Source organism: Romboutsia sedimentorum (genome assembly GCF_030131845.1).
GTDB lineage: Bacteria > Bacillota > Clostridia > Peptostreptococcales > Peptostreptococcaceae > Romboutsia_D > Romboutsia_D sedimentorum.
In genome coordinates this window covers 372,838-391,021 of sequence record NZ_JASKYM010000002.1, presented here as the reverse complement: position 1 = coordinate 391,021, position 18,184 = coordinate 372,838, and the positions used below count along the sequence as shown (strand labels likewise).

The following is an 18,184-nucleotide window of genomic DNA, read 5'->3' as shown; positions in this document are numbered from 1 at the left end:
AATGTCACATTTCAAATCATAACTTTGTAAATTTACAACTAAAAAAACTCTAAATATAAATCATATCTAGAGCTTTAAATTCTAATTTTTTATTATGTTATAATTTTTAAGTTTATCTAAAACAATGATAATTGATTTTCATCACTCATATTTTCAAGTGAGCCATGATTTGTTAATGTTTCTATAACAGTCCTTGAAATCTTCGTTCTTTTTCTTAAATCTTCTTTAGATATAAACTCTCCTCGTTCTCTATCTTTTTGAATATTAATCGCTGCATTTTCTCCAACTCCCTGAAGTGCTATCATAGGAGGCAATAAAGTTTTCTCTCCTGCAACTTGGAATTTACTTGCATCTGATTTATATATATCAACCGGAAGTATTTTTATATCTCTAGCATACATTTCAAGAGCAACTTCAAGTACTGTTAGCATATTCTTTTCTTTTGTAGTTGCATCGTTTCCTAAAGCTTCTATTTCATGTATCTTAGATTTTATAGAAGGAAGCCCTTTTACAACTATTTCTGCATCAAAGTCTTCTGCTTTAGTTGTAAAATAAGTTGCATAAAAAGCCTCTGGATAATGAACTTTGCAATAAGCTAGTCTAAATGACATCATAACATAAGCTACTGCATGTGCTTTTGGGAACATGTACTTTATCTTTTTACATGAACCTATATACCACTCTGGAACATCATTTTCGTGCATTTCTTCTATATGTTCTGGTTTTAGTCCTTTACCTTTTCTTACATTTTCCATTATTGTGAAGGAATTTTTAGGTTTTAATCCCTTAAATATTAAGTAGTTCATTATATCATCACGTGTTGATATAACATCGTCTATTCCAACAACTTCTGCAACTACTAAGTCTTGTGCATTATTTAACCAAACATCGGTACCATGAGAAAGACCTGATATACGCACTAAAGCAGCAAATGTAGTTGGTTTGGTATCAAGAAGCATTTGTCTAACGAACTTCGTTCCAAACTCTGGTATTGCAAGTGAACCTATTGGACAATTTATTTGCTCAGGTGTTACTCCTAGTGCATCTGTTGATGTAAATAAGGACATTGTCTCTGGGTCATCAAGCGGAATATCTGTTGCAACAATCCTAGTTATATCTTCAAGCATTCTTATCATAGTAGGAGCATCGTGTCCTAGTATATCAAGTTTTAATATTCTACCACTTATAGAGTGATAATCAAAATGAGTAGTTATTACTCCACAAGAAGTATCATTTGCAGGATATTGTATTGGTGTGAAATCATATACGTCTTTATAATGTGGTATAACCATAACTCCACCCGGATGTTGTCCCGAAGTTCTTTTAACTCCTGTACATCCATTAGAAAGTCTAAGCACTTCAGCACTTGGTACATGTATATTATTTTCCTCGACATACTTTCTAGCATATCCAAATGCTGTTTTTTCTGCTACGGTACCTATCGTACCCGCTCTATAAACATATCCCTCGCCGAATAAATCCTCTGTATATTTATGAATTATAGGTTGATAATCTCCTGAGAAATTTAAATCTATATCAGGTTCTTTGTCACCTTCAAATCCTAAGAAAACTTCAAATGGTATATCATGTCCATCTTTTTTAAGCTTTTTCCCACATTTAGGACAATCTTTATCTGGCAAATCTATACCCGAACCATATTCCCCTATTTCAAAGAAGTATGAGTATTTACAATTTTCATCTTCACAAATATAATGAGCCGGAAGAGGATTAACTTCTGTTATATCACTCATTGTTGCTGCAAATGAGGAACCAACAGAACCTCTTGAACCAACTAAATACCCATCACTTAAAGACTTTGTAACTAGTTTTTGAGATATAATGTACATAACTGCGTATCCATTACCTATTATGGAGTTTAATTCCCTCTCAAGTCTCGCATTTACTACATCTGGCAATGGTTCTCCGTATATTCTTTTTGCTTTTTCATAACACATTTCTCTAAGTTCTACGTCAGAACCCTCTATTACTGGAGGATATGTATCATCTGGTATAGGCTTTATATCCTCTACCATATCTGCAATTTTATTGGTATTTTCAATTACAACCTCATAAGCTAATTGTTCACCCAAGTATTTAAATTCATCTAACATTTCATTAGTAGTTCTAAAATGAAGATATGTTTCTTCATCTTCATTTTTAAAACCTTGGGAATATTTCAATATTTTTCTAAGAACAGCTTCATGTTTATCTAAAAAATGGACATCTCCAGTAGCTACTGGTATTTTTCCAAATTTATGAGCAACTTCAACCATCTTACGGTTTAATTCTCTTAACTCATCTTCATCTTCTACTTCACCTTTATGAATCATAAATCTATTGTTATCAATTGGCATGACCTCAATATAGTCATACATATCTATTATCTTTGATAATTCTTCATCACTTACATTTTTCTTAACTGCTTTAAATACTGCACCTGCTTCACAAGCTGATCCTATTATAAGACCTTCCTTGTATTCATTTAATATACTTCTAAGAATTCGAGGCGCTCTATAAAAATGATTTACATGAGCGTCAGATACTATTTTGTATAAATTTTTAAGACCAGTATAATTTTTAGCTATTAAAGTTATGTGGTTAGTACCTAATTTTGTATATTCAATATTACCAAGTACTTTATTTACATCGCTTAAAGTATTTGCACCTTTTTTTACTAACATGTCTAAAAATTTATTAAATATCATAGCTGTAGCTTGTGCATCATCAACAGCTCTATGATGATTTAATAAAGGTATACCCAATGCCTTAGCTACAACGTTTAATCTATGTCTTTTTAAGTCTGGTAATAATACTCTAGCTAATGTAAGTGTATCGACACTTTTATTATTAAACTCTATATTTTCTTGTCTACATTTTTCATTTATAAATCCCATATCAAATTCTGCATTGTGAGCTACTAATACACTGTCGCCTATAAACTCTATAAATTTAGGTAATATTTCTTGTATCGTCGGCTTATCTTTAACCATATCATTAGTAATCCCTGTTAATTCTTGTATTTTATAAGATATATCTTTTTGAGGATTTATAAGTTCACTGAATCTATCAACTACTTTAAAGTTTTCTATTTTTATAGCACCAATTTCAGTTATTTTGTCATTAGTATTAGAAAATCCAGTAGTTTCTAAGTCAAATACAACAAAAGTCTGTGATAATTCTTTATCATTTGGTTCTTGTATAATGCAAGCATCATCTTCAACTAAGTATCCTTCTACTCCATAAAGTATTTTTATATCTTTACCCTTTGATGCATTCATAGCTTCTGGGAATGCTTGTACTACACCATGATCTGTTATTGCTATTGCCTTGTGTCCCCATTTAGCTGCTCGTTCTACTAGCTTCTTAGTAGGAGTCATAGCATCCATAGAAGACATTTGAGTATGTGCATGAAGCTCTACTCTTTTTTCTTCGCTAGTATCTATTCTTTCTACCTTAACTTCTTTTCTTATACCACTTATAGTCATAGTAAGTTCTCTTTGATAAGTATCATATATAATATCACCTTTAATTTTTAAATATGAACCTTTTTCAACATGCTCTAATACACTATTTTTATTAGTATCATTTAAAAATAACTTACAGCTTATTGAACTAGTGTAATCTGTAACACTTGCTATTAACAATATTTTACCGTTTCTAAGTTCTTTAGTTTCAACATCAAATACCTCACCAATTATTGAAACAGTTCCTGAAGTATTATTTAAAGATACTATTTTTTCTGGCATTGCATTTACATTTTCTCCATAAATCAATGATTCATCAACTTCTGATTTTATAACATAAGCACTTTCTTCATCTTGTGGTTGTACTTCTCTAGAACTTATCTCTAGTTCCTTAATTCTATCTTCTGTTATTTTATCTGTTTTTCTCATTATTTTTTCTATATTAATATCTTCATCTATGGCTTTTTCTATTTGTATATTTAAATCAATACCCAATTCTTCACTTAAAATACTTTTAAGAACATATACTACATTCTGTTTCATAAGCCTCTCATAAAACAAACCTTTTGGAAGCTTTATTTTCAATAAATCATCTATACACAAATACTCTACTTGTCTATACCATCCAGCGATAGATGGGCAAAGTTGTTTTAATATGTATATGATATTCATCCAATACAATTTTATTATATCTTTGTTTTTCTTTCTATCTAATCCGGTATATCTAATTTTTATTTTTATATCTTGAAAATAATTTAATTTTTCTTTTAATTCTTCTCTAAACATTTCCAAAACTTCATAAGACATTATAGTTTTAGATGTCAAATAAAAATAAACCACCTTGTCTTCTTTAAAATAAACTACTTTATTTATATAAACTTCCTTTAACTGGCTTGATAATATATTATTATTTATTTCTAACTTATCTAAGTACTCTTTTATAGTTTCCATAAAATTCTCCTTTCCTTAGACTAAATATTATATCATAGGTTAATTATTATCTTTAAAGAATTTTATTTTTATTCATATATACTATTTTATTTTGGATTAGCTACAAATTGTATCTGTTTTAATATTATAGTAAAAAGACTATAATCTAAGGCGGTGTTAGTATGACTTCTTTTGATGCAAATAACTATAGAAAAATAGCACTTTATTATATAGAGTTGGGAGAAAAAAAACTTCTGAAAAAATCTTTATCAAGTCTTAATATAAACAAAAAAGTATTTCTTTTTTATTCCAAAGGTAGCAATATTCCTATATGCGCACTGCCTAGACTAAAAACTATCTTATCTTCTAGAAATAGCTTTTTATCATTTTGTTATAATTTTTTTTCATTTGTAAACAATTATGAAACAGTAATTTCCATCTCACCTTCTTCTATTAAAAGTATTGCTAAATTTGTTATATCTCACGAAGTTGGTCATATCCTAGACCCAGATATATATAAAGCAAAACAAGAGTATGCTATAATACTCTCGTCTATAATAGATACAATTATACAATTTGATATAGATGTTAACTCTGAGGATTTTCATAAAGGTAATTTACCATTAGAACTAGATAATAGCATTTTAGATTTAAAGAAAAATTTAATAGACAGGGAATCTAAAGCCTGGGATATAGCAAAAGCTTTTCTTGTATTTGAAAATAGTAAAGAAGAATTTTTATTTAATAAAATGAGAGAATATGCTCTCGCTACTTATAATTTTGGAGGTCTCAAAAATATTGTAAAAGAGCATAATCTAGATATATACTTTAAACGCAGAAAGTACTTAGCATGATAATCTAATTAATAATCTAAAAATAAATATAGTTAGTATACTGTATAAAAAATATCGGATATACTCATATACACTATGCTTAGTATCCGATATTTTCATCTTTTTTATTGTCCTATTTTTTATAGCTTGGAACCTCAAATGTTAAATTATTTCTGCTATTATACATATTGCTAATCTTAACCATTATTCCTGAAATACCATTTGGCCAGTTTACATCTGTAGCATATTGGTGCGAAGAATAATCATAACTAAACTTCATTTTATATACAGTATTTTGGTTGTATCTAGAATTTTTTATATAATTTTTAGCTATCCACTGTGCTGAACCATCTATAGTTTTTTCTATACCTGTCCATCCATTTGAATATGCAGCCTCTGCTCCTGATACATTAGCGCTTTTATCGATAGCACCTATTCCAAAGAAATTATAAACTTTAACAGGTCTACTAAGAGGTTTCCCCTTAAATGATGTTATTGTTTGTCCTTGAGCTAATTTTGATTTTCCATAAGCAGTTTCCCACATAGCATGTGAAACAAGGTATGCAAGATCTATATTATAGTTTTGTGCTGCATTTATAAAAGCTTGTCCTTTATTATAAAATACATTAGTTCCTGAAGAAGCTTTCGGTAGCGAATTTAAGTATGAGTTTAACTCATTTGCTGATATTCCACCTTTATAACTATCTAGTTTTAAAAACTGCATCATACCCTTTGAAGTTTTTGTAAAATTACTTGGATTTAAATAATATGTTAAATCATTGTTATTTGATCTTTCTTTTTGTACTCTCACATGGTCTGCTAGTGTATAACTTAACCCTTTATAATTTACAGTAGCTCCATTTATATTTTCACTGCTCTCTCCCCCTACTACTGATGGCGGATTTAATGTAGTATCATCCTTAATTAAATACTGGCTTGATGTATAAGCCGTTTTATTATTATAGTTTAGTTTTGACCATCCACTACTTTGTGACATTACTCCTACTTTTTCACCTTTTTTAAGAGTTCCTACTTTACTATAATTAGTACCAGGCCCACTTCTTACGTTTAATGAATTTGTATTTACTATTTTGGTTTCATTAACGCCTTCTGGTTTTGGATTTGTTGATGGGGGATTTTGAACTGGATTTGAAGAAGATGAAGCATTTTTTAAGTATCTACTAGATGTGTATGCTATTTTCCCCTTATACTCAATTTTTGCCCATTCATTACTTTCTGATATTACTTTTATCTTTTCTCCATTTTTCAATTTGCCAACTACTGAGTAACTAGTATTTGCACCACTTCTTACATTTAAGCTAGATGTCGTTACTTCTTTTAGACCTTGTGTCGTTGCTTCAGGTTTTATATCTTGTAAATATTCACTAGAAACATAACCTAATCTTCCCTCATATTTAACTTTTGTCCATCCACTACCTTGTGATACTACGTCTAGCACTGTTCCCTTATTTAAAGTGGCTATAGATCTATAACTTGTTCCAGCACCACTTCTCATGTTTAATGAATTTATTGATACTCTTTTTTTAACGCCAGATGTGTTTGATCCATTGGAATTATCATTAGGACTTGATTTTAATATATAATTAGATGAGCCCCATCCTTCTTTACCTGAACTTGTCTTTATCTTATACCATCCATTAGTTGTTTGATTTATAGTAACTTTCTCATTTTTTTTAACACTAAATAAAACGGCATAATTAGATCCTGCTCCACTTCTTATATTTAAAGAACTAGTTGTAATTATACCGGTTATTCCTGATGCATCTACATTACTTATTGCCATAGGTATTATCAATGTCGCTAGGGCTATTTTTTTATTCATTTTCTTCCCCCTCTATACGTTAAAATCAACTGTATTAACTATAATTTATAGTTATTAATGTTTATACGGCAGTGGCAGGAATTTTTTTACACTATTTAAATATTTTTTATTTAATAAAATATTTTTTATTTATAATTTGGGCGCATTTTACTCCATATGGTATTTTTGATAATCCAGTCTCTTTTGTAAATACTTTTAACAAACATCTATCACCTTCTAAATAGTTTTCATGCTTTGGATATATTATTGGATATTCTAAATAGGATATAAAATATTCTAAGTCTTTTCCGCTACATTGTTTCCAAAAACCTTCCCATGAAGTATTATTTATATAATCATATGGATTTAGAGGTTTTCCATTTTCCATAAAATATTTAATCGGATCTGGAATTTCATCGCTATTTTGTTTAAATTCTACATCTAGCTTACAAGTTTCTTTTACATAATACGTTAATTCTTCACTAACCTCTTTCATTTTACTTTCTATATATGGTATTTTTATTTCTTCATTTTCATTTATGAGTTTTTTATATTCTCTAGCATATATTTCAAACATTCTATAGCTTACTTCTGTAATGTCCATATATACACACCCTTTAATTTTTTATTTATATATGTATATTTTACATGCACCGATGTTTTACCTCTTCTTATTGAAAATATATTTTCAATAAAAAAACCAAGTAAATTAATAATGCATACAAATTAATCTACTTAGTTTTATTGTTTTGTGAATTATGTTATTTTATTTCCAACTTATATCTGCATTTTTTCTAGGTGTTGTTCTTGAATATTTAACATCAGGGTATCCTATTACCATACATGTAACAATTTCTTTTCCTTCTGCTAATTCTAAATAATCCATAATTTTCTTATTCCCTTGTGCTGCTCTTACGAAAAATCCACTAAAGAAAGTTCCAATACCTAATGCATTAGTCATAAGTTCCATATTAGAAGAAGCTAAGGCTGCATTTACTGGTGAATCAGATACAACTAATACTATAGCTGGAGCATTAAAAAATAATTGCTCTTTTCCAGTTGGATTTAACTTATAATTTTCGTACATATTCATCCACATTTGTGCGTATCTCTTAAATGGCATTGTTTGTGGATTTAAATTAGAAAGTATATTTTCACCTAACCCATTTAAACTCTCTAATGCCATTTCTTTTAACTCGTCTATCCCTTCTCTCACTACAATATAAGAGACATTTTGACTATTGCTTCCTGTTTGAGTAAATCTTCCCGCTTCTATAATTTTAGAAATTTTTTCTGTTTCTACATCTTTGTTTTTAAATTGTCTCATAGTTCTTCTAAATTTAATAAAATTTAGTAAGTTGTCTGCATCTATTTCAAATTTTTCTTTATTATATTCCTCTACATCTTCCATACTATATTCATCTGTAGATACTGCACCTTTAGGACATATAGCTATACAATGTCCACACTTAAAACAAGTCACGTTGTTTATTTTAGCTTTTCCATCTATAAGCTCTATATCCCTTACAAAACAGTCCTTCACACATAATCCACAACCTATACACTTATCTTTATCTACATTCATCATAAAAATCTCTCCTTAAGTATATTTTTGACACAACTATAAATAATATTTATAATTGATATGTATTATTCATAATTTAAATTCTATCTTTTGTGATTATACCACTATAAATTCTACTATGTCTATTTAATGTAATTCATATAACTATTACTTTTAGTTATATGTTTCATTATTAGAATGTTTATTTTTATAAAAAATCTACTAACTACTAAGGAGCCCCAAATGAATTTACAACAGTTACAATATCTCAAATCAATAGCCGAAACTGAAAGTTTCACACTTTCTGCTCAACTACTGTCAGTAACTCAACCAGCTTTGAGCAAATCAATATCAAAATTAGAAGAAGAACTAAATGTGCCTTTATTTGAAAAGAATGGCCGTAACATAAAACTTACTAGCTTTGGAAAAATATTTTTAGCTCATACTAATATAGCTTTAGCTGAAATTGAAAAAGGAGTAAGAGAATTACAAGACATAACAAACCCTAATACAGGCACTATTTCTATATCATCTACTTCTACTGTGAGTACGTTTTTTATGCCATTTATAATTAGTGGTTTTTTAAATATTAATCCTGATGCTAAATTCCAATTTAATCATCAATGTGTAAGAAGTATATTAAAGGATTTAAAAAACGGAAAAATAGATTTAGGATTTTATGATTCCATAGATAGTATTGAGTTTAATGACGAAATTGAATCTATTTCTATAAAGAAAGAAGAATATGTTTTAATCGTTCCTAAAAATCATAGTCTTTCAAATAAACCTGAGATTTCTTTAAGAGATTTAAAACATGAATCTTTTGTTGCCTCTTGTGAGGTAAATAAGGATAAGATGATTTCTTACTCTAAATCATTAGGGTATATCCCTAAAATTTCTATACAACCTAGTGATGCTAGTATGTTGGAGGGATTAGTGGCAGCGGGTGTAGGTATTTCTATAGTTCCTAATACACCACTTATTAACACAAATATTGTTTCAATTATAAAAATTAAAGAAAATATCAAAGATAGGACTATTTATATGGGATGGCTTAAAAATTCTTATATGTCGCCTGTTGCAAAAGCATTTAAAGATTATGTTATATCATCAATTTATAAATAATAATTTTATAAAATATATAAAGCACCTACTAAATAAAAGTAAGTGCCTTATGTATTTTATAATTTTTTCATTTTTAGATGCACATTTTTTATTTTTTACCTAATTTAGCATTTAGGCTCTCAATTGTTGCCTTTTCATTTGTATGTAATTTTCTTTGTTCCTCTGTAATTGCTGTGTTTACAAGTCTTAAATACTCTTTCTCAATATCTTCATTGTAATGATCTACTGCTCTTTTTATTAGGTTAATCTGATCTCCATCCAGTTTCAAAGTTTTCATTTTGTGATCCCCCTTATATTTTTAAGACTTTATCTAGTTGCTCTTTATTAAATATTATGATTTTATATATCATAATATTCATTCTCCTTTAACTACTTAATTCCCTTCTTTTATATTTACAATTATCTATTTAAAACAACAAAAACATCCTATAAAGTAGGTTTTTGCTGTCTACTTCATAGGATATATTTATCATTCTATTATTTTTTTATTATAAAGTCCCTCTAAACCAACTTTTTTAACCCTATCACAAATAGTACTCTTATCTGTACTATAAAAACCTAGTTCTTTCATTCTATTAAAATAAATACTACCAGCAAATGTAAATCTCAGTTTATCTCCATCTAGTTTGCTCATTTCATTATTAGAATAAGCTATGAAGTCTCCTATAAGCAAGTTTGTAGGTAGTTGTATTAGATACATCCCTATACAACTTCTAGCTGCATTGTGCCCTGCTAGACTTCCTGTACATATAGCTTCTGCGAGACCTTTCTAAATGCAAAGTTTATTCATAAGTTATATGATTATAGTCATTTACCAGAAGATACCTTTGGACAAAGACTAAAGAAGCTTAGATTATCTATGGGGTTATCTCAATATGAGCTTGGTAATAAAGTTGGTATGAAACATAGCATGATAGGATCTTACGAACGTGAGGAATTTTATCCTAATTTAGATTCCATTAATAAATTAGGCTTTGAATTAAATCTTAATATTTTATGTAGTGAAGGTTATTCAAAATTTTTATTTAAATCATCTACTTTTAAAGATAGCTTATTTAAATGGCGATTAGAAAACAACTTAACAAAAAGAGATGCAGCTAAATTAATAGGTATTTCTGAAAAAGGTTATAGCCTATGGGAAGATGGTGTACTTATGAGTATAGTAACTTATTCTAGAGTTGAGTCTAATTTAATAAAATATAGCTTAATTTAAATAATAAAATAGATACTACTAATCATTTTAGTAGTATCTATTAAACTGTACTAATTCTAACAATTTTCTATACATATATTTTTATACTAAGACACATGGTTATAAATTCAATTTATAGTAATACTCCAAATTCCCCAAAGAATTTAATTATTCAAGTTTACTAAAATCACTTTAATTAGCTTCTTCTAAATCTAAATCACTATTCCACTCTTGCTTATAGTCATATTTAAATTTAGATGTTATTTTTCTTCCTATAAAGTCACACTTGCCATTATTCTCATTATACTCATAAGTTATTAGTATATACTCCTTAGCTTTAGAAACATATTCTGGTAACTTTTGTTTAAGAACAATAGAAGCCTCACTTTTATCTTTTTCATTTACTGATCCTAATATTTGTATTAAATGTAGATTTTTTCTCTTTTTATCCTTTTTAACATCTTTATATCTATATTCTCTCATAACAAAATACAATCTTTTATCATGTATATTATATATAACTATCTGATTCCAATAACCCCTTTTAACCAATAATGTTTTATAAATTTCATCCTTAAAACTTTCTTCTATATTAGTATTTATAAAGTCCCACCTCATGCCTGGGTCACCATTTCTAGTTGTTAAATTATAATGTTTGTGAAACTCTATCATGTCTTTATCATATACTTTTTTTACACTTTTAGTTATAAGTCGTATGTCAAGTTTTGTTTTATCCATATATTCGCCCCCTACTAATCTTAGTATATTTATTATATTAAGATTGAGCTAAATATGTTACTTGTACCTCTAACTTTAAGCTACATTATAAACCTTATCCAAAACTTGTTTAATTCTACTGTCTAAATCTCTCCAATTTTCAATCCTATAAAACTCATTGATATTCTCTAGTATGCATACCAATTTTTTTCTTATAAATAAACAGTTTTTTAATGTAATTAAGTATATAACACACTTATTTAATTTACTTCTAAAACCTATTAACATTCCTATTTGCTCATATAATAAATACCATCTAAAATACACTATTAAAGGTATATAACCTATAATGCATACTATATCAATTGCTATACCTTCCCAAAATGTTATATCTTTTAAGTCATTAACATTAATAATAAATCCTTTAATTGCAACGTATATCATCACAATAAATATAGCTATTATTACAAAGTTAAATACATTTTTAGCTGCTTTATATTCTTCTTTTGAATCGCACATAACTATACCCATTGTACACATAACTGATATAGGTATTATAATTAATTCTGATAATAAACTCATTGTATATGTATTTATTATAAAAAGAGGTACGATACTAAACTTAACCACCTCTCTTAGTATTTCTAATACTGTTATTGTTTTATATTTACTTACTATAGTATTTATTATAGGAATAAGTCCAAATATACTCCAAAATATATAATCTTTTATAATTGTAGATTGCAAGTATCCTATCTTATTTAATGTACATCCAAGTATTATTATATAAGTGATCATAACCATTCCTGGTATTTTTAATAGTAGTTTGATAATTAACTCTACTATATCTTTTAAACTATTTCTTATGCTCTTATTCTTCATACAAAATATAAAAGTTATTGCAAACCATATTATCATAGCTTGTTCTCTAGTTGTAAATATTTTATTCATTGAACTAATTATATTTATAAAAATCACTTCCTTATTCTTTAATATTGTATATAAAAAGGTTATTTTAATTTCATATACAGTTTTAATTGTATTATCAATGCTTTTAGATATATCATTAGCTTAATTAAATATGTTCACGAAAAGATATGTTTTATTGAACAGTTTATTAAAATTTATGACTGCTTTTTAATTAAATATTTTTTATCATTATTAAACATATATTTATCTCATCCCAAAGTTCTTTTATTTCTTCCAATGGGTAAAAACCGACACCTTGATAGAATTTCCTTGTATCTGCATAGTACTTATTTGGATTTGATGGTCCTAGTGTTTTAACCTGAAGAAATTTAGTACCCATGTTGGCTAATGTATTATTAGCAACCTCAACTAATGATTTTCCTACATGCTTACCTTGATATTCTTTTAATACTCCTATAACATATATTTCTGATGTGTACTCATTATTATGCTTTATACTTATAAACCCAATAGGTTTCTCTAAGTCATAAGCTACATAAAATTTAGTATCTTTTACACCTTCTACATATTCAACTATAGCCTCTTCAATATCAAACCACTCAGGAAGTTTTCTTAATATGCAATCAGTAACATTAGATTTAAGCTCAATATCATGTATTTCTATAATCTTAAACATAATTCTCCCCCTAATATTTTTATCATTCATCTTGAATCATTTTATATCTAAATTATATCAGAACTTTTACTTTAAGTGCGTTCACAATAACACATGTTTTTTTGAACACTAAAAGAGTATAGTCAATTAATCAACTATACTCTTTTATCACTATCTTTATCATACTGTTATTTAGTAAAATTTATAGTTTGTAAAAATACTTCTTTTAATTCTTTACTATTTCCCTTGAATAACATTAAAGTATGTCCAAGATTGTCTTCATTAGAAAAATTGTAATATTCTAGTCCTTTTTTGTCTAATTTACTAATTAAAGTTGTACATAAATTATCGTTTTTAGTTTTAGATAAGTCATTAATTTCACCTTTTACATTTAAAAATGAGTTTAAATTCATATCTAAAAACTCATTAGTAGATTTATTAGTATCTAATGTTATAGCATTAAAATTGTCCTTATCTAATTTAAAATTGTTATGAGTATCATTTTTGTATGCATGATCTGTGTCCGGTTTAAATTTAGAATTTATTTTTGTTAAATCTTCTATATTCAACTTAGAATTATCACATATTCTATTATAAATGCTTAAATAATCAGAGTATAAATTAGTATTTATAAATTTAGCATTTAGCTTTATTGCTAGCTTATCAATTTCATCAATAGAATTAGATGATACTTCTAATCTTATATACTTTCCATCTTTTTCAAAATCACTATACTGTGATCTTAACATAGTAATTTTTTTGCTTGGGTCATACATTTTATAGATAATTCCTTCTACTTTAGATGAATTATCTAATGATGTAGTATATATTGATATATTTTCATTATTGTGTGAATACGTGCTAATAACATCAATAGTTCTTTGATTTACACCTTTTAATTCAAATTTATTAATCATACTCTCTATATCGCTCTTTTTCAATTGAATATTTTCTTCTTTCATAGTTGCTATTTTTAAAAATGTACTTTGCATAGGTGTTAATTCAATAGTATCTCTATTAGAAATAGCCTCTGAAATTGGTATTCTATTTATTTGTATAATAAAAGAAATAATAATTAAAGTACATAATAGCGAAAATAAATATCTTTTTGTAAAATATTTTTTAATCATAAATTGTCCTCTCAATACTTTTTTTTTAGTTTTCCTTTATTATTCAAATAAAATACATACAAAATAGAAAAAAGTATTGAGCTCTTTCCTATCTTCTTTAATGATTTTTAAATTTAAAACCCTTCTTATTTTACATATTCATAGACAAATAATAATTTATCACTAGAATTCGATTTGATCTTATCAATTAAACTATCGTTATTTTTAATTTTATCAATTAAAAATTCAAGCATTTCTTCATCTTCCTCATAGATATTAAAATAGCACTCTTTTATCTTATCAATACTTTCTAAATACTGATAATCTTCTTCGTCTAAATTTTTAAAATACATTTTTTCTTCTTTAAAATTATAAATTGAATGTATCATTATATTTTCATCTTTTAACATAAATAGCATATAAGAAATAATATATATGAATTATCCTATAGGAGGTACTATGAAAAATAAAAAGATACTTTTTTTATCCCTGTTAGTTACAATATTTATGTGTGTATTTTTATACTATCCTAAATACTATTCTTTAGAAAAGGTAGTATTTAAAAATTTTAATATGGATAAAACCAAATTAATTTTAGTTTCTTCAGATAATAAATCTTCATTTAAACAAACACAAGATAAATATAAAATCATGCAACTACAAAATTATTTAAAATCTCTTGAGGTAAAAAAAATAAGTGAATTAAACTTTAATAAAAAATCAAGTAATATTTATTATTGTGCTAATATATGTGGAGACTCCGGACTTTTATATCAAATTTCAATTTATAATAGATATATAAGTATTGTTAATACGCATGAGAATAAACACAATGATGATATATTTTATCTAGAATTAAAAAAAGATATAAATATAGATTTTATAGAGAAATATTTTAAATCTTTAGAAAATCTAAGTTGAAAATACATAACTAGTACTTAAAGTACAATTTTAAGGTTTTTTATCATTTGGTATTGAAACTTTTAAACTATCTATGTATTCTTTACATTTTATTGACCCTTTCAATTTTCAAGGTTAAACTTAGAGAATGATTCACGTTCTCTAAGTTTAAAAATAATCTAACTTTCTATTTTATTAGCTTTGATAAAAGTATAATATGTAACTATACTTGGAATATCAAAGCTTATTTTATTTTTTTCAACTTTACCCTCATATAAGATACTCTTTGTTTACTCATAGAGTGCTTCTCAGCTATCTTAGTATAAGTTGTTCCTTTGCATCTCATTTTAAAAATATCTTTAACTATTTCTGCTTCTTCACAATTGATCGCTAAGTGTTCATCAACTAAATTATAACCAAAAGCAATTTTGCCACCAGGATATAATTTCTTTTCACCTTTAGCAAGTCGACCTGACTTTGTTCTCTCCACTATCAATTGCCTTTCAAATTCAGAGAAAGATCCTAGCATTTGTAAAAATAACATTCCTTGTGCAGTCGAAGATAGCAAACATTTCTGTTATGCTTACTAAATCAACTTTAAATTCTTTTAATATCTTAATCATTCCAGTCAAATTAATCCAAAAACCAAACTCATCAATTCACGATATAAGCCTACAAATCTATAAATCTTAATAATAAATAAATTTGTCCCCCTTGACCAATAATCTAAATTTGAAATTATAAACTTAGTCAGATCTATTTGTATTTGATACTAATAATAGACGGAACAACTCAATAAACTCTTTTTACTATTTTTTCTTTTTACGAAAAAAACTAGGGGCATTGGGCGACAGGGCAGTGAATGGCTATCCCAAAAGCTACGAACACAAACGAGCGGATAAGATACGTAGCAGACTTGATATGAAATATGATGTTTGCGAAGTATGTTAGTAGTGAGTAGTGTGAGTGCTTTTGGGATTAGTCAAAGGGGCATGGCCGTAGGCCAATCTTTTCGAATATCTGATAGTCTATTTAAAAGTTAAATGCTAACAAAATACAGATAATTTTTAAAAGAGGATGGTTTTGAGTTAGTGATTGTAGTGAAAATCCTTTTGAGTGCTTTTTACTCAAAAGATTGTAACGAAAAGCACGGTGGCGACAGCCAAACTCCATAAGTATCAAAACTTAGTATAGATATATAAGTGTAATTACAAAAGTATTATTTAGACATAACTAAATTGAATATATATACATTACAATTAACAGTAGTCCCAGACATATAAGCTAATATAATATTATTTAAGATTTAAATATATAGAGTAATAGCTTCTGCTTTACATATATTATTTTTATAAAACTTACAAGTAACCAACGCACTAGGTTTTAAGTCTGGCATCACTGTTTATGGCGCTCTTTGCCATAATCTGTGAGGTCAGACTAGACCCTAAAGTTTTTGACCCCAGAATACAAATGAAGATAGTTGAGATATGAGCGGTTTTTGCTCATACTTCAACTATCTACCTTAAATACTTATTCTTTTAAAACCAAATTTGACATACCCAAACTTCTACAGTATTATTTAAATAGCTTATCTAGCAAGTTGGAATTCGTACTACTATAACCTACCATTTATATTAATTAGATTTGAAGTTGGAAATGGCTCCCAATACGCTATCTTATAGATAGTAACCAGAGATGCAGGATACGCCGCCCTGCCATATCTAATTTACATATTCCTTATGTTCTTTAATCCCATACCCTAACATTAATATTCATACCCTCTACAATGGATATATCAAACTCCATTATTATTTATATATATCTTTTGAAGAAGAACTTTATTTGCTTGCATATGATATCACTTCACAATCGTTAAATATTATTTTATTTCTTCGTATACAAGTTTAACTAAAACTTCACCTTCACTATCTTTTACTATTTTATCAAAGCTTTTTTTATCAATAGGCTCCCCTAGTTTAATATGGTCAAAATAATTTTGATTGCCTTGAATTTTACCTTTAGAAGCTTGGTAAATATATGTTTCTTTTCCTAATTCCAAATCGATATCATTGCATAAATATGTTTGTGCACTATATTCAAACTTATCCTTTATTTCATAAACCCCACTAGCATATCCCTCATTTTCCCCAAAGACAAATCTTATTTTATCTTCTTGATAATTAAGAGTTAAAAACTCACTCTCGATTTTAGGACTTTTGTCGTCATTGCATATACCAGTTATACTGTCTTCTCTTATTTTTTCTCCTTTTTTATATTCTTCATAAAACAACTCAATTTTATATTTTTTATCCTTTGGCAAATTTTTTATATTATATCTAACTACATTATTTCCAGTTACATTTAATAAACTATTCTCCTTCTCTGATAGTTTCTCATATGATATATTTATCCTATCTTTAGACTGCATATCTGTTTTTGTTTCTATTTTGTTTTCAGTTTGAGTCTGCTGACACCCCACTAACATCATTATTGATATAAGTGTCAATAATAGTAACTTTAATTTTTTATACATATATATACCCCTCTAAATAAACTTTGTTAATAATTAATCTCTATCCCCTTATTAACTATTCAAATTAACAATATTTCTAACTTGAACTTCACTTATACCAAACTTTCTTGATAGCTCTTTGTAATTACCATTAAAATTTTCTTTAATAATCTTATTCCTAACAGGTTTAATAACACTATTTTCACTAGGAATATATAAACTACTTCCACCAGCTAACCTAATCAACTCCTTAACACAATCCATACCTATAGCATCAACAATATCCTTAAGTGATTCTGGTAAATCATCCTTAGTTAAATAATCTAACATTAAAACACCCCCATAAAATCAATACATCTAATAAAATACTTATATATATTCTATCATCTATATCAGCCTCTATGAGGGATAAACTTTCTACTTTTTTCAAC

General features: G+C 27.2%; 18 protein-coding genes. 4 read left to right on the top strand and 14 right to left on the bottom strand.

From position 1 onward, the window contains the following. Positions 1–116: 116 nt before the first annotated feature. A complete protein-coding gene (locus tag QOZ84_RS07055) occupies positions 117–4,415 on the bottom strand; it encodes a PolC-type DNA polymerase III (protein WP_284132250.1) in 4,299 nt (1,432 codons plus the stop codon). A gap of 161 nt (positions 4,416–4,576) precedes the next feature. Between QOZ84_RS07055 and QOZ84_RS07050 the strand changes: the two genes are divergently transcribed. After that, positions 4,577–5,248: a hypothetical protein gene (locus QOZ84_RS07050; RefSeq protein ID WP_284132249.1), complete on the top strand. Its 672-nt coding sequence runs from the start codon at positions 4,577–4,579 to the stop codon at positions 5,246–5,248. 112 nt (positions 5,249–5,360) lie between these two features. Here QOZ84_RS07050 and QOZ84_RS07045 read toward each other — a convergent pair whose 3' ends face one another. The 3 genes from QOZ84_RS07045 to QOZ84_RS07035 form a co-directional block, all read right to left on the bottom strand. Next, on the bottom strand, positions 5,361–7,070 hold the full coding sequence (locus QOZ84_RS07045; RefSeq protein WP_284132248.1) for an SH3 domain-containing protein: 1,710 nt from the start codon (positions 7,068–7,070) through the stop codon (positions 5,361–5,363). Positions 7,071–7,176: 106 nt separating this feature from the next. Further along, on the bottom strand, positions 7,177–7,653 hold the full coding sequence (locus QOZ84_RS07040; protein ID WP_284132247.1) for a hypothetical protein: 477 nt from the start codon (positions 7,651–7,653) through the stop codon (positions 7,177–7,179). A 162-nt stretch (positions 7,654–7,815) separates the two neighbouring features. Further along, entirely contained in the window at positions 7,816–8,637 is an 822-nt protein-coding gene (locus QOZ84_RS07035; RefSeq protein ID WP_284132246.1) for a nitroreductase family protein, read from the bottom strand. Positions 8,638–8,856: 219 nt separating this feature from the next. Here QOZ84_RS07035 and QOZ84_RS07030 point away from each other — a divergent pair, with 219 nt between their 5' ends. Continuing rightward, entirely contained in the window at positions 8,857–9,738 is an 882-nt protein-coding gene (locus tag QOZ84_RS07030; RefSeq protein WP_284132245.1) for a LysR family transcriptional regulator, read from the top strand. Positions 9,739–9,826: 88 nt separating this feature from the next. On the opposite strand, the gene QOZ84_RS07025 is transcribed toward QOZ84_RS07030, so the two are convergent. Both QOZ84_RS07025 and QOZ84_RS07020 read right to left on the bottom strand, forming a co-directional pair. Then, entirely contained in the window at positions 9,827–10,015 is a 189-nt protein-coding gene (locus QOZ84_RS07025) for a hypothetical protein (RefSeq protein WP_284132244.1), read from the bottom strand. A 192-nt stretch (positions 10,016–10,207) separates the two neighbouring features. Beyond that, the gene (locus QOZ84_RS07020) at positions 10,208–10,438 is read right to left on the bottom strand and encodes a hypothetical protein (protein WP_284132243.1); all 231 of its coding nucleotides are present in this window, start codon (positions 10,436–10,438) and stop codon (positions 10,208–10,210) included. Positions 10,439–10,522: 84 nt separating this feature from the next. Here QOZ84_RS07020 and QOZ84_RS07015 point away from each other — a divergent pair, with 84 nt between their 5' ends. Next, positions 10,523–10,951 carry a helix-turn-helix transcriptional regulator gene (locus QOZ84_RS07015; RefSeq protein ID WP_284132480.1) on the top strand — a complete coding sequence of 143 codons (429 nt, stop codon included), beginning with the start codon at positions 10,523–10,525 and terminating at the stop codon, positions 10,949–10,951. Between the two features lie 171 nt (positions 10,952–11,122). Here QOZ84_RS07015 and QOZ84_RS07010 read toward each other — a convergent pair whose 3' ends face one another. From QOZ84_RS07010 to QOZ84_RS06990, 5 genes are all read right to left on the bottom strand, one after another. Continuing rightward, positions 11,123–11,668: a DUF5986 family protein gene (locus QOZ84_RS07010; protein ID WP_284132242.1), complete on the bottom strand. Its 546-nt coding sequence runs from the start codon at positions 11,666–11,668 to the stop codon at positions 11,123–11,125. 75 nt (positions 11,669–11,743) lie between these two features. Further along, a complete protein-coding gene (locus QOZ84_RS07005) occupies positions 11,744–12,625 on the bottom strand; it encodes a hypothetical protein (protein ID WP_284132241.1) in 882 nt (293 codons plus the stop codon). 163 nt (positions 12,626–12,788) lie between these two features. Next, positions 12,789–13,253 (bottom strand): GNAT family N-acetyltransferase, encoded by a 465-nt coding sequence (locus tag QOZ84_RS07000; RefSeq protein WP_284132240.1) that lies wholly within the window; start codon positions 13,251–13,253, stop codon positions 12,789–12,791. 167 nt (positions 13,254–13,420) lie between these two features. Continuing rightward, a complete protein-coding gene (locus tag QOZ84_RS06995; RefSeq protein WP_284132239.1) occupies positions 13,421–14,362 on the bottom strand; it encodes a hypothetical protein in 942 nt (313 codons plus the stop codon). A gap of 125 nt (positions 14,363–14,487) precedes the next feature. Further along, entirely contained in the window at positions 14,488–14,730 is a 243-nt protein-coding gene (locus tag QOZ84_RS06990) for a hypothetical protein (protein ID WP_284132238.1), read from the bottom strand. Positions 14,731–14,800: 70 nt separating this feature from the next. Here QOZ84_RS06990 and QOZ84_RS06985 point away from each other — a divergent pair, with 70 nt between their 5' ends. Then, positions 14,801–15,262 (top strand): hypothetical protein, encoded by a 462-nt coding sequence (locus QOZ84_RS06985; RefSeq protein ID WP_284132237.1) that lies wholly within the window; start codon positions 14,801–14,803, stop codon positions 15,260–15,262. A gap of 223 nt (positions 15,263–15,485) precedes the next feature. On the opposite strand, the gene QOZ84_RS06980 is transcribed toward QOZ84_RS06985, so the two are convergent. The 3 genes from QOZ84_RS06980 to QOZ84_RS06970 form a co-directional block, all read right to left on the bottom strand. Continuing rightward, the gene (locus tag QOZ84_RS06980; protein ID WP_284132236.1) at positions 15,486–15,809 is read right to left on the bottom strand and encodes a recombinase family protein; all 324 of its coding nucleotides are present in this window, start codon (positions 15,807–15,809) and stop codon (positions 15,486–15,488) included. Between the two features lie 1,311 nt (positions 15,810–17,120). Continuing rightward, positions 17,121–17,774 (bottom strand): hypothetical protein, encoded by a 654-nt coding sequence (locus tag QOZ84_RS06975; RefSeq protein ID WP_284132235.1) that lies wholly within the window; start codon positions 17,772–17,774, stop codon positions 17,121–17,123. A 51-nt stretch (positions 17,775–17,825) separates the two neighbouring features. Further along, on the bottom strand, positions 17,826–18,083 hold the full coding sequence (locus QOZ84_RS06970) for a Mor transcription activator family protein (RefSeq protein WP_284132234.1): 258 nt from the start codon (positions 18,081–18,083) through the stop codon (positions 17,826–17,828). Positions 18,084–18,184: the final 101 nt, after the last annotated feature.

Coding starts and splice junctions, on each gene's coding strand:
- QOZ84_RS07055 (WP_284132250.1), bottom strand. CDS start 4,415: ATGGAAACTATAAAAGAGTACTTAGATAAGTTAGAAATAAATAATAAT.
- QOZ84_RS07050 (WP_284132249.1), top strand. CDS start 4,577: ATGACTTCTTTTGATGCAAATAACTATAGAAAAATAGCACTTTATTAT.
- QOZ84_RS07045 (WP_284132248.1), bottom strand. CDS start 7,070: ATGAATAAAAAAATAGCCCTAGCGACATTGATAATACCTATGGCAATA.
- QOZ84_RS07040 (WP_284132247.1), bottom strand. CDS start 7,653: ATGGACATTACAGAAGTAAGCTATAGAATGTTTGAAATATATGCTAGA.
- QOZ84_RS07035 (WP_284132246.1), bottom strand. CDS start 8,637: ATGATGAATGTAGATAAAGATAAGTGTATAGGTTGTGGATTATGTGTG.
- QOZ84_RS07030 (WP_284132245.1), top strand. CDS start 8,857: ATGAATTTACAACAGTTACAATATCTCAAATCAATAGCCGAAACTGAA.
- QOZ84_RS07025 (WP_284132244.1), bottom strand. CDS start 10,015: ATGAAAACTTTGAAACTGGATGGAGATCAGATTAACCTAATAAAAAGA.
- QOZ84_RS07020 (WP_284132243.1), bottom strand. CDS start 10,438: ATGTATCTAATACAACTACCTACAAACTTGCTTATAGGAGACTTCATA.
- QOZ84_RS07010 (WP_284132242.1), bottom strand. CDS start 11,668: ATGGATAAAACAAAACTTGACATACGACTTATAACTAAAAGTGTAAAA.
- QOZ84_RS07000 (WP_284132240.1), bottom strand. CDS start 13,253: ATGTTTAAGATTATAGAAATACATGATATTGAGCTTAAATCTAATGTT.
- QOZ84_RS06995 (WP_284132239.1), bottom strand. CDS start 14,362: ATGATTAAAAAATATTTTACAAAAAGATATTTATTTTCGCTATTATGT.
- QOZ84_RS06990 (WP_284132238.1), bottom strand. CDS start 14,730: ATGATACATTCAATTTATAATTTTAAAGAAGAAAAAATGTATTTTAAA.
- QOZ84_RS06985 (WP_284132237.1), top strand. CDS start 14,801: ATGAAAAATAAAAAGATACTTTTTTTATCCCTGTTAGTTACAATATTT.
- QOZ84_RS06975 (WP_284132235.1), bottom strand. CDS start 17,774: ATGTATAAAAAATTAAAGTTACTATTATTGACACTTATATCAATAATG.
- QOZ84_RS06970 (WP_284132234.1), bottom strand. CDS start 18,083: ATGTTAGATTATTTAACTAAGGATGATTTACCAGAATCACTTAAGGAT.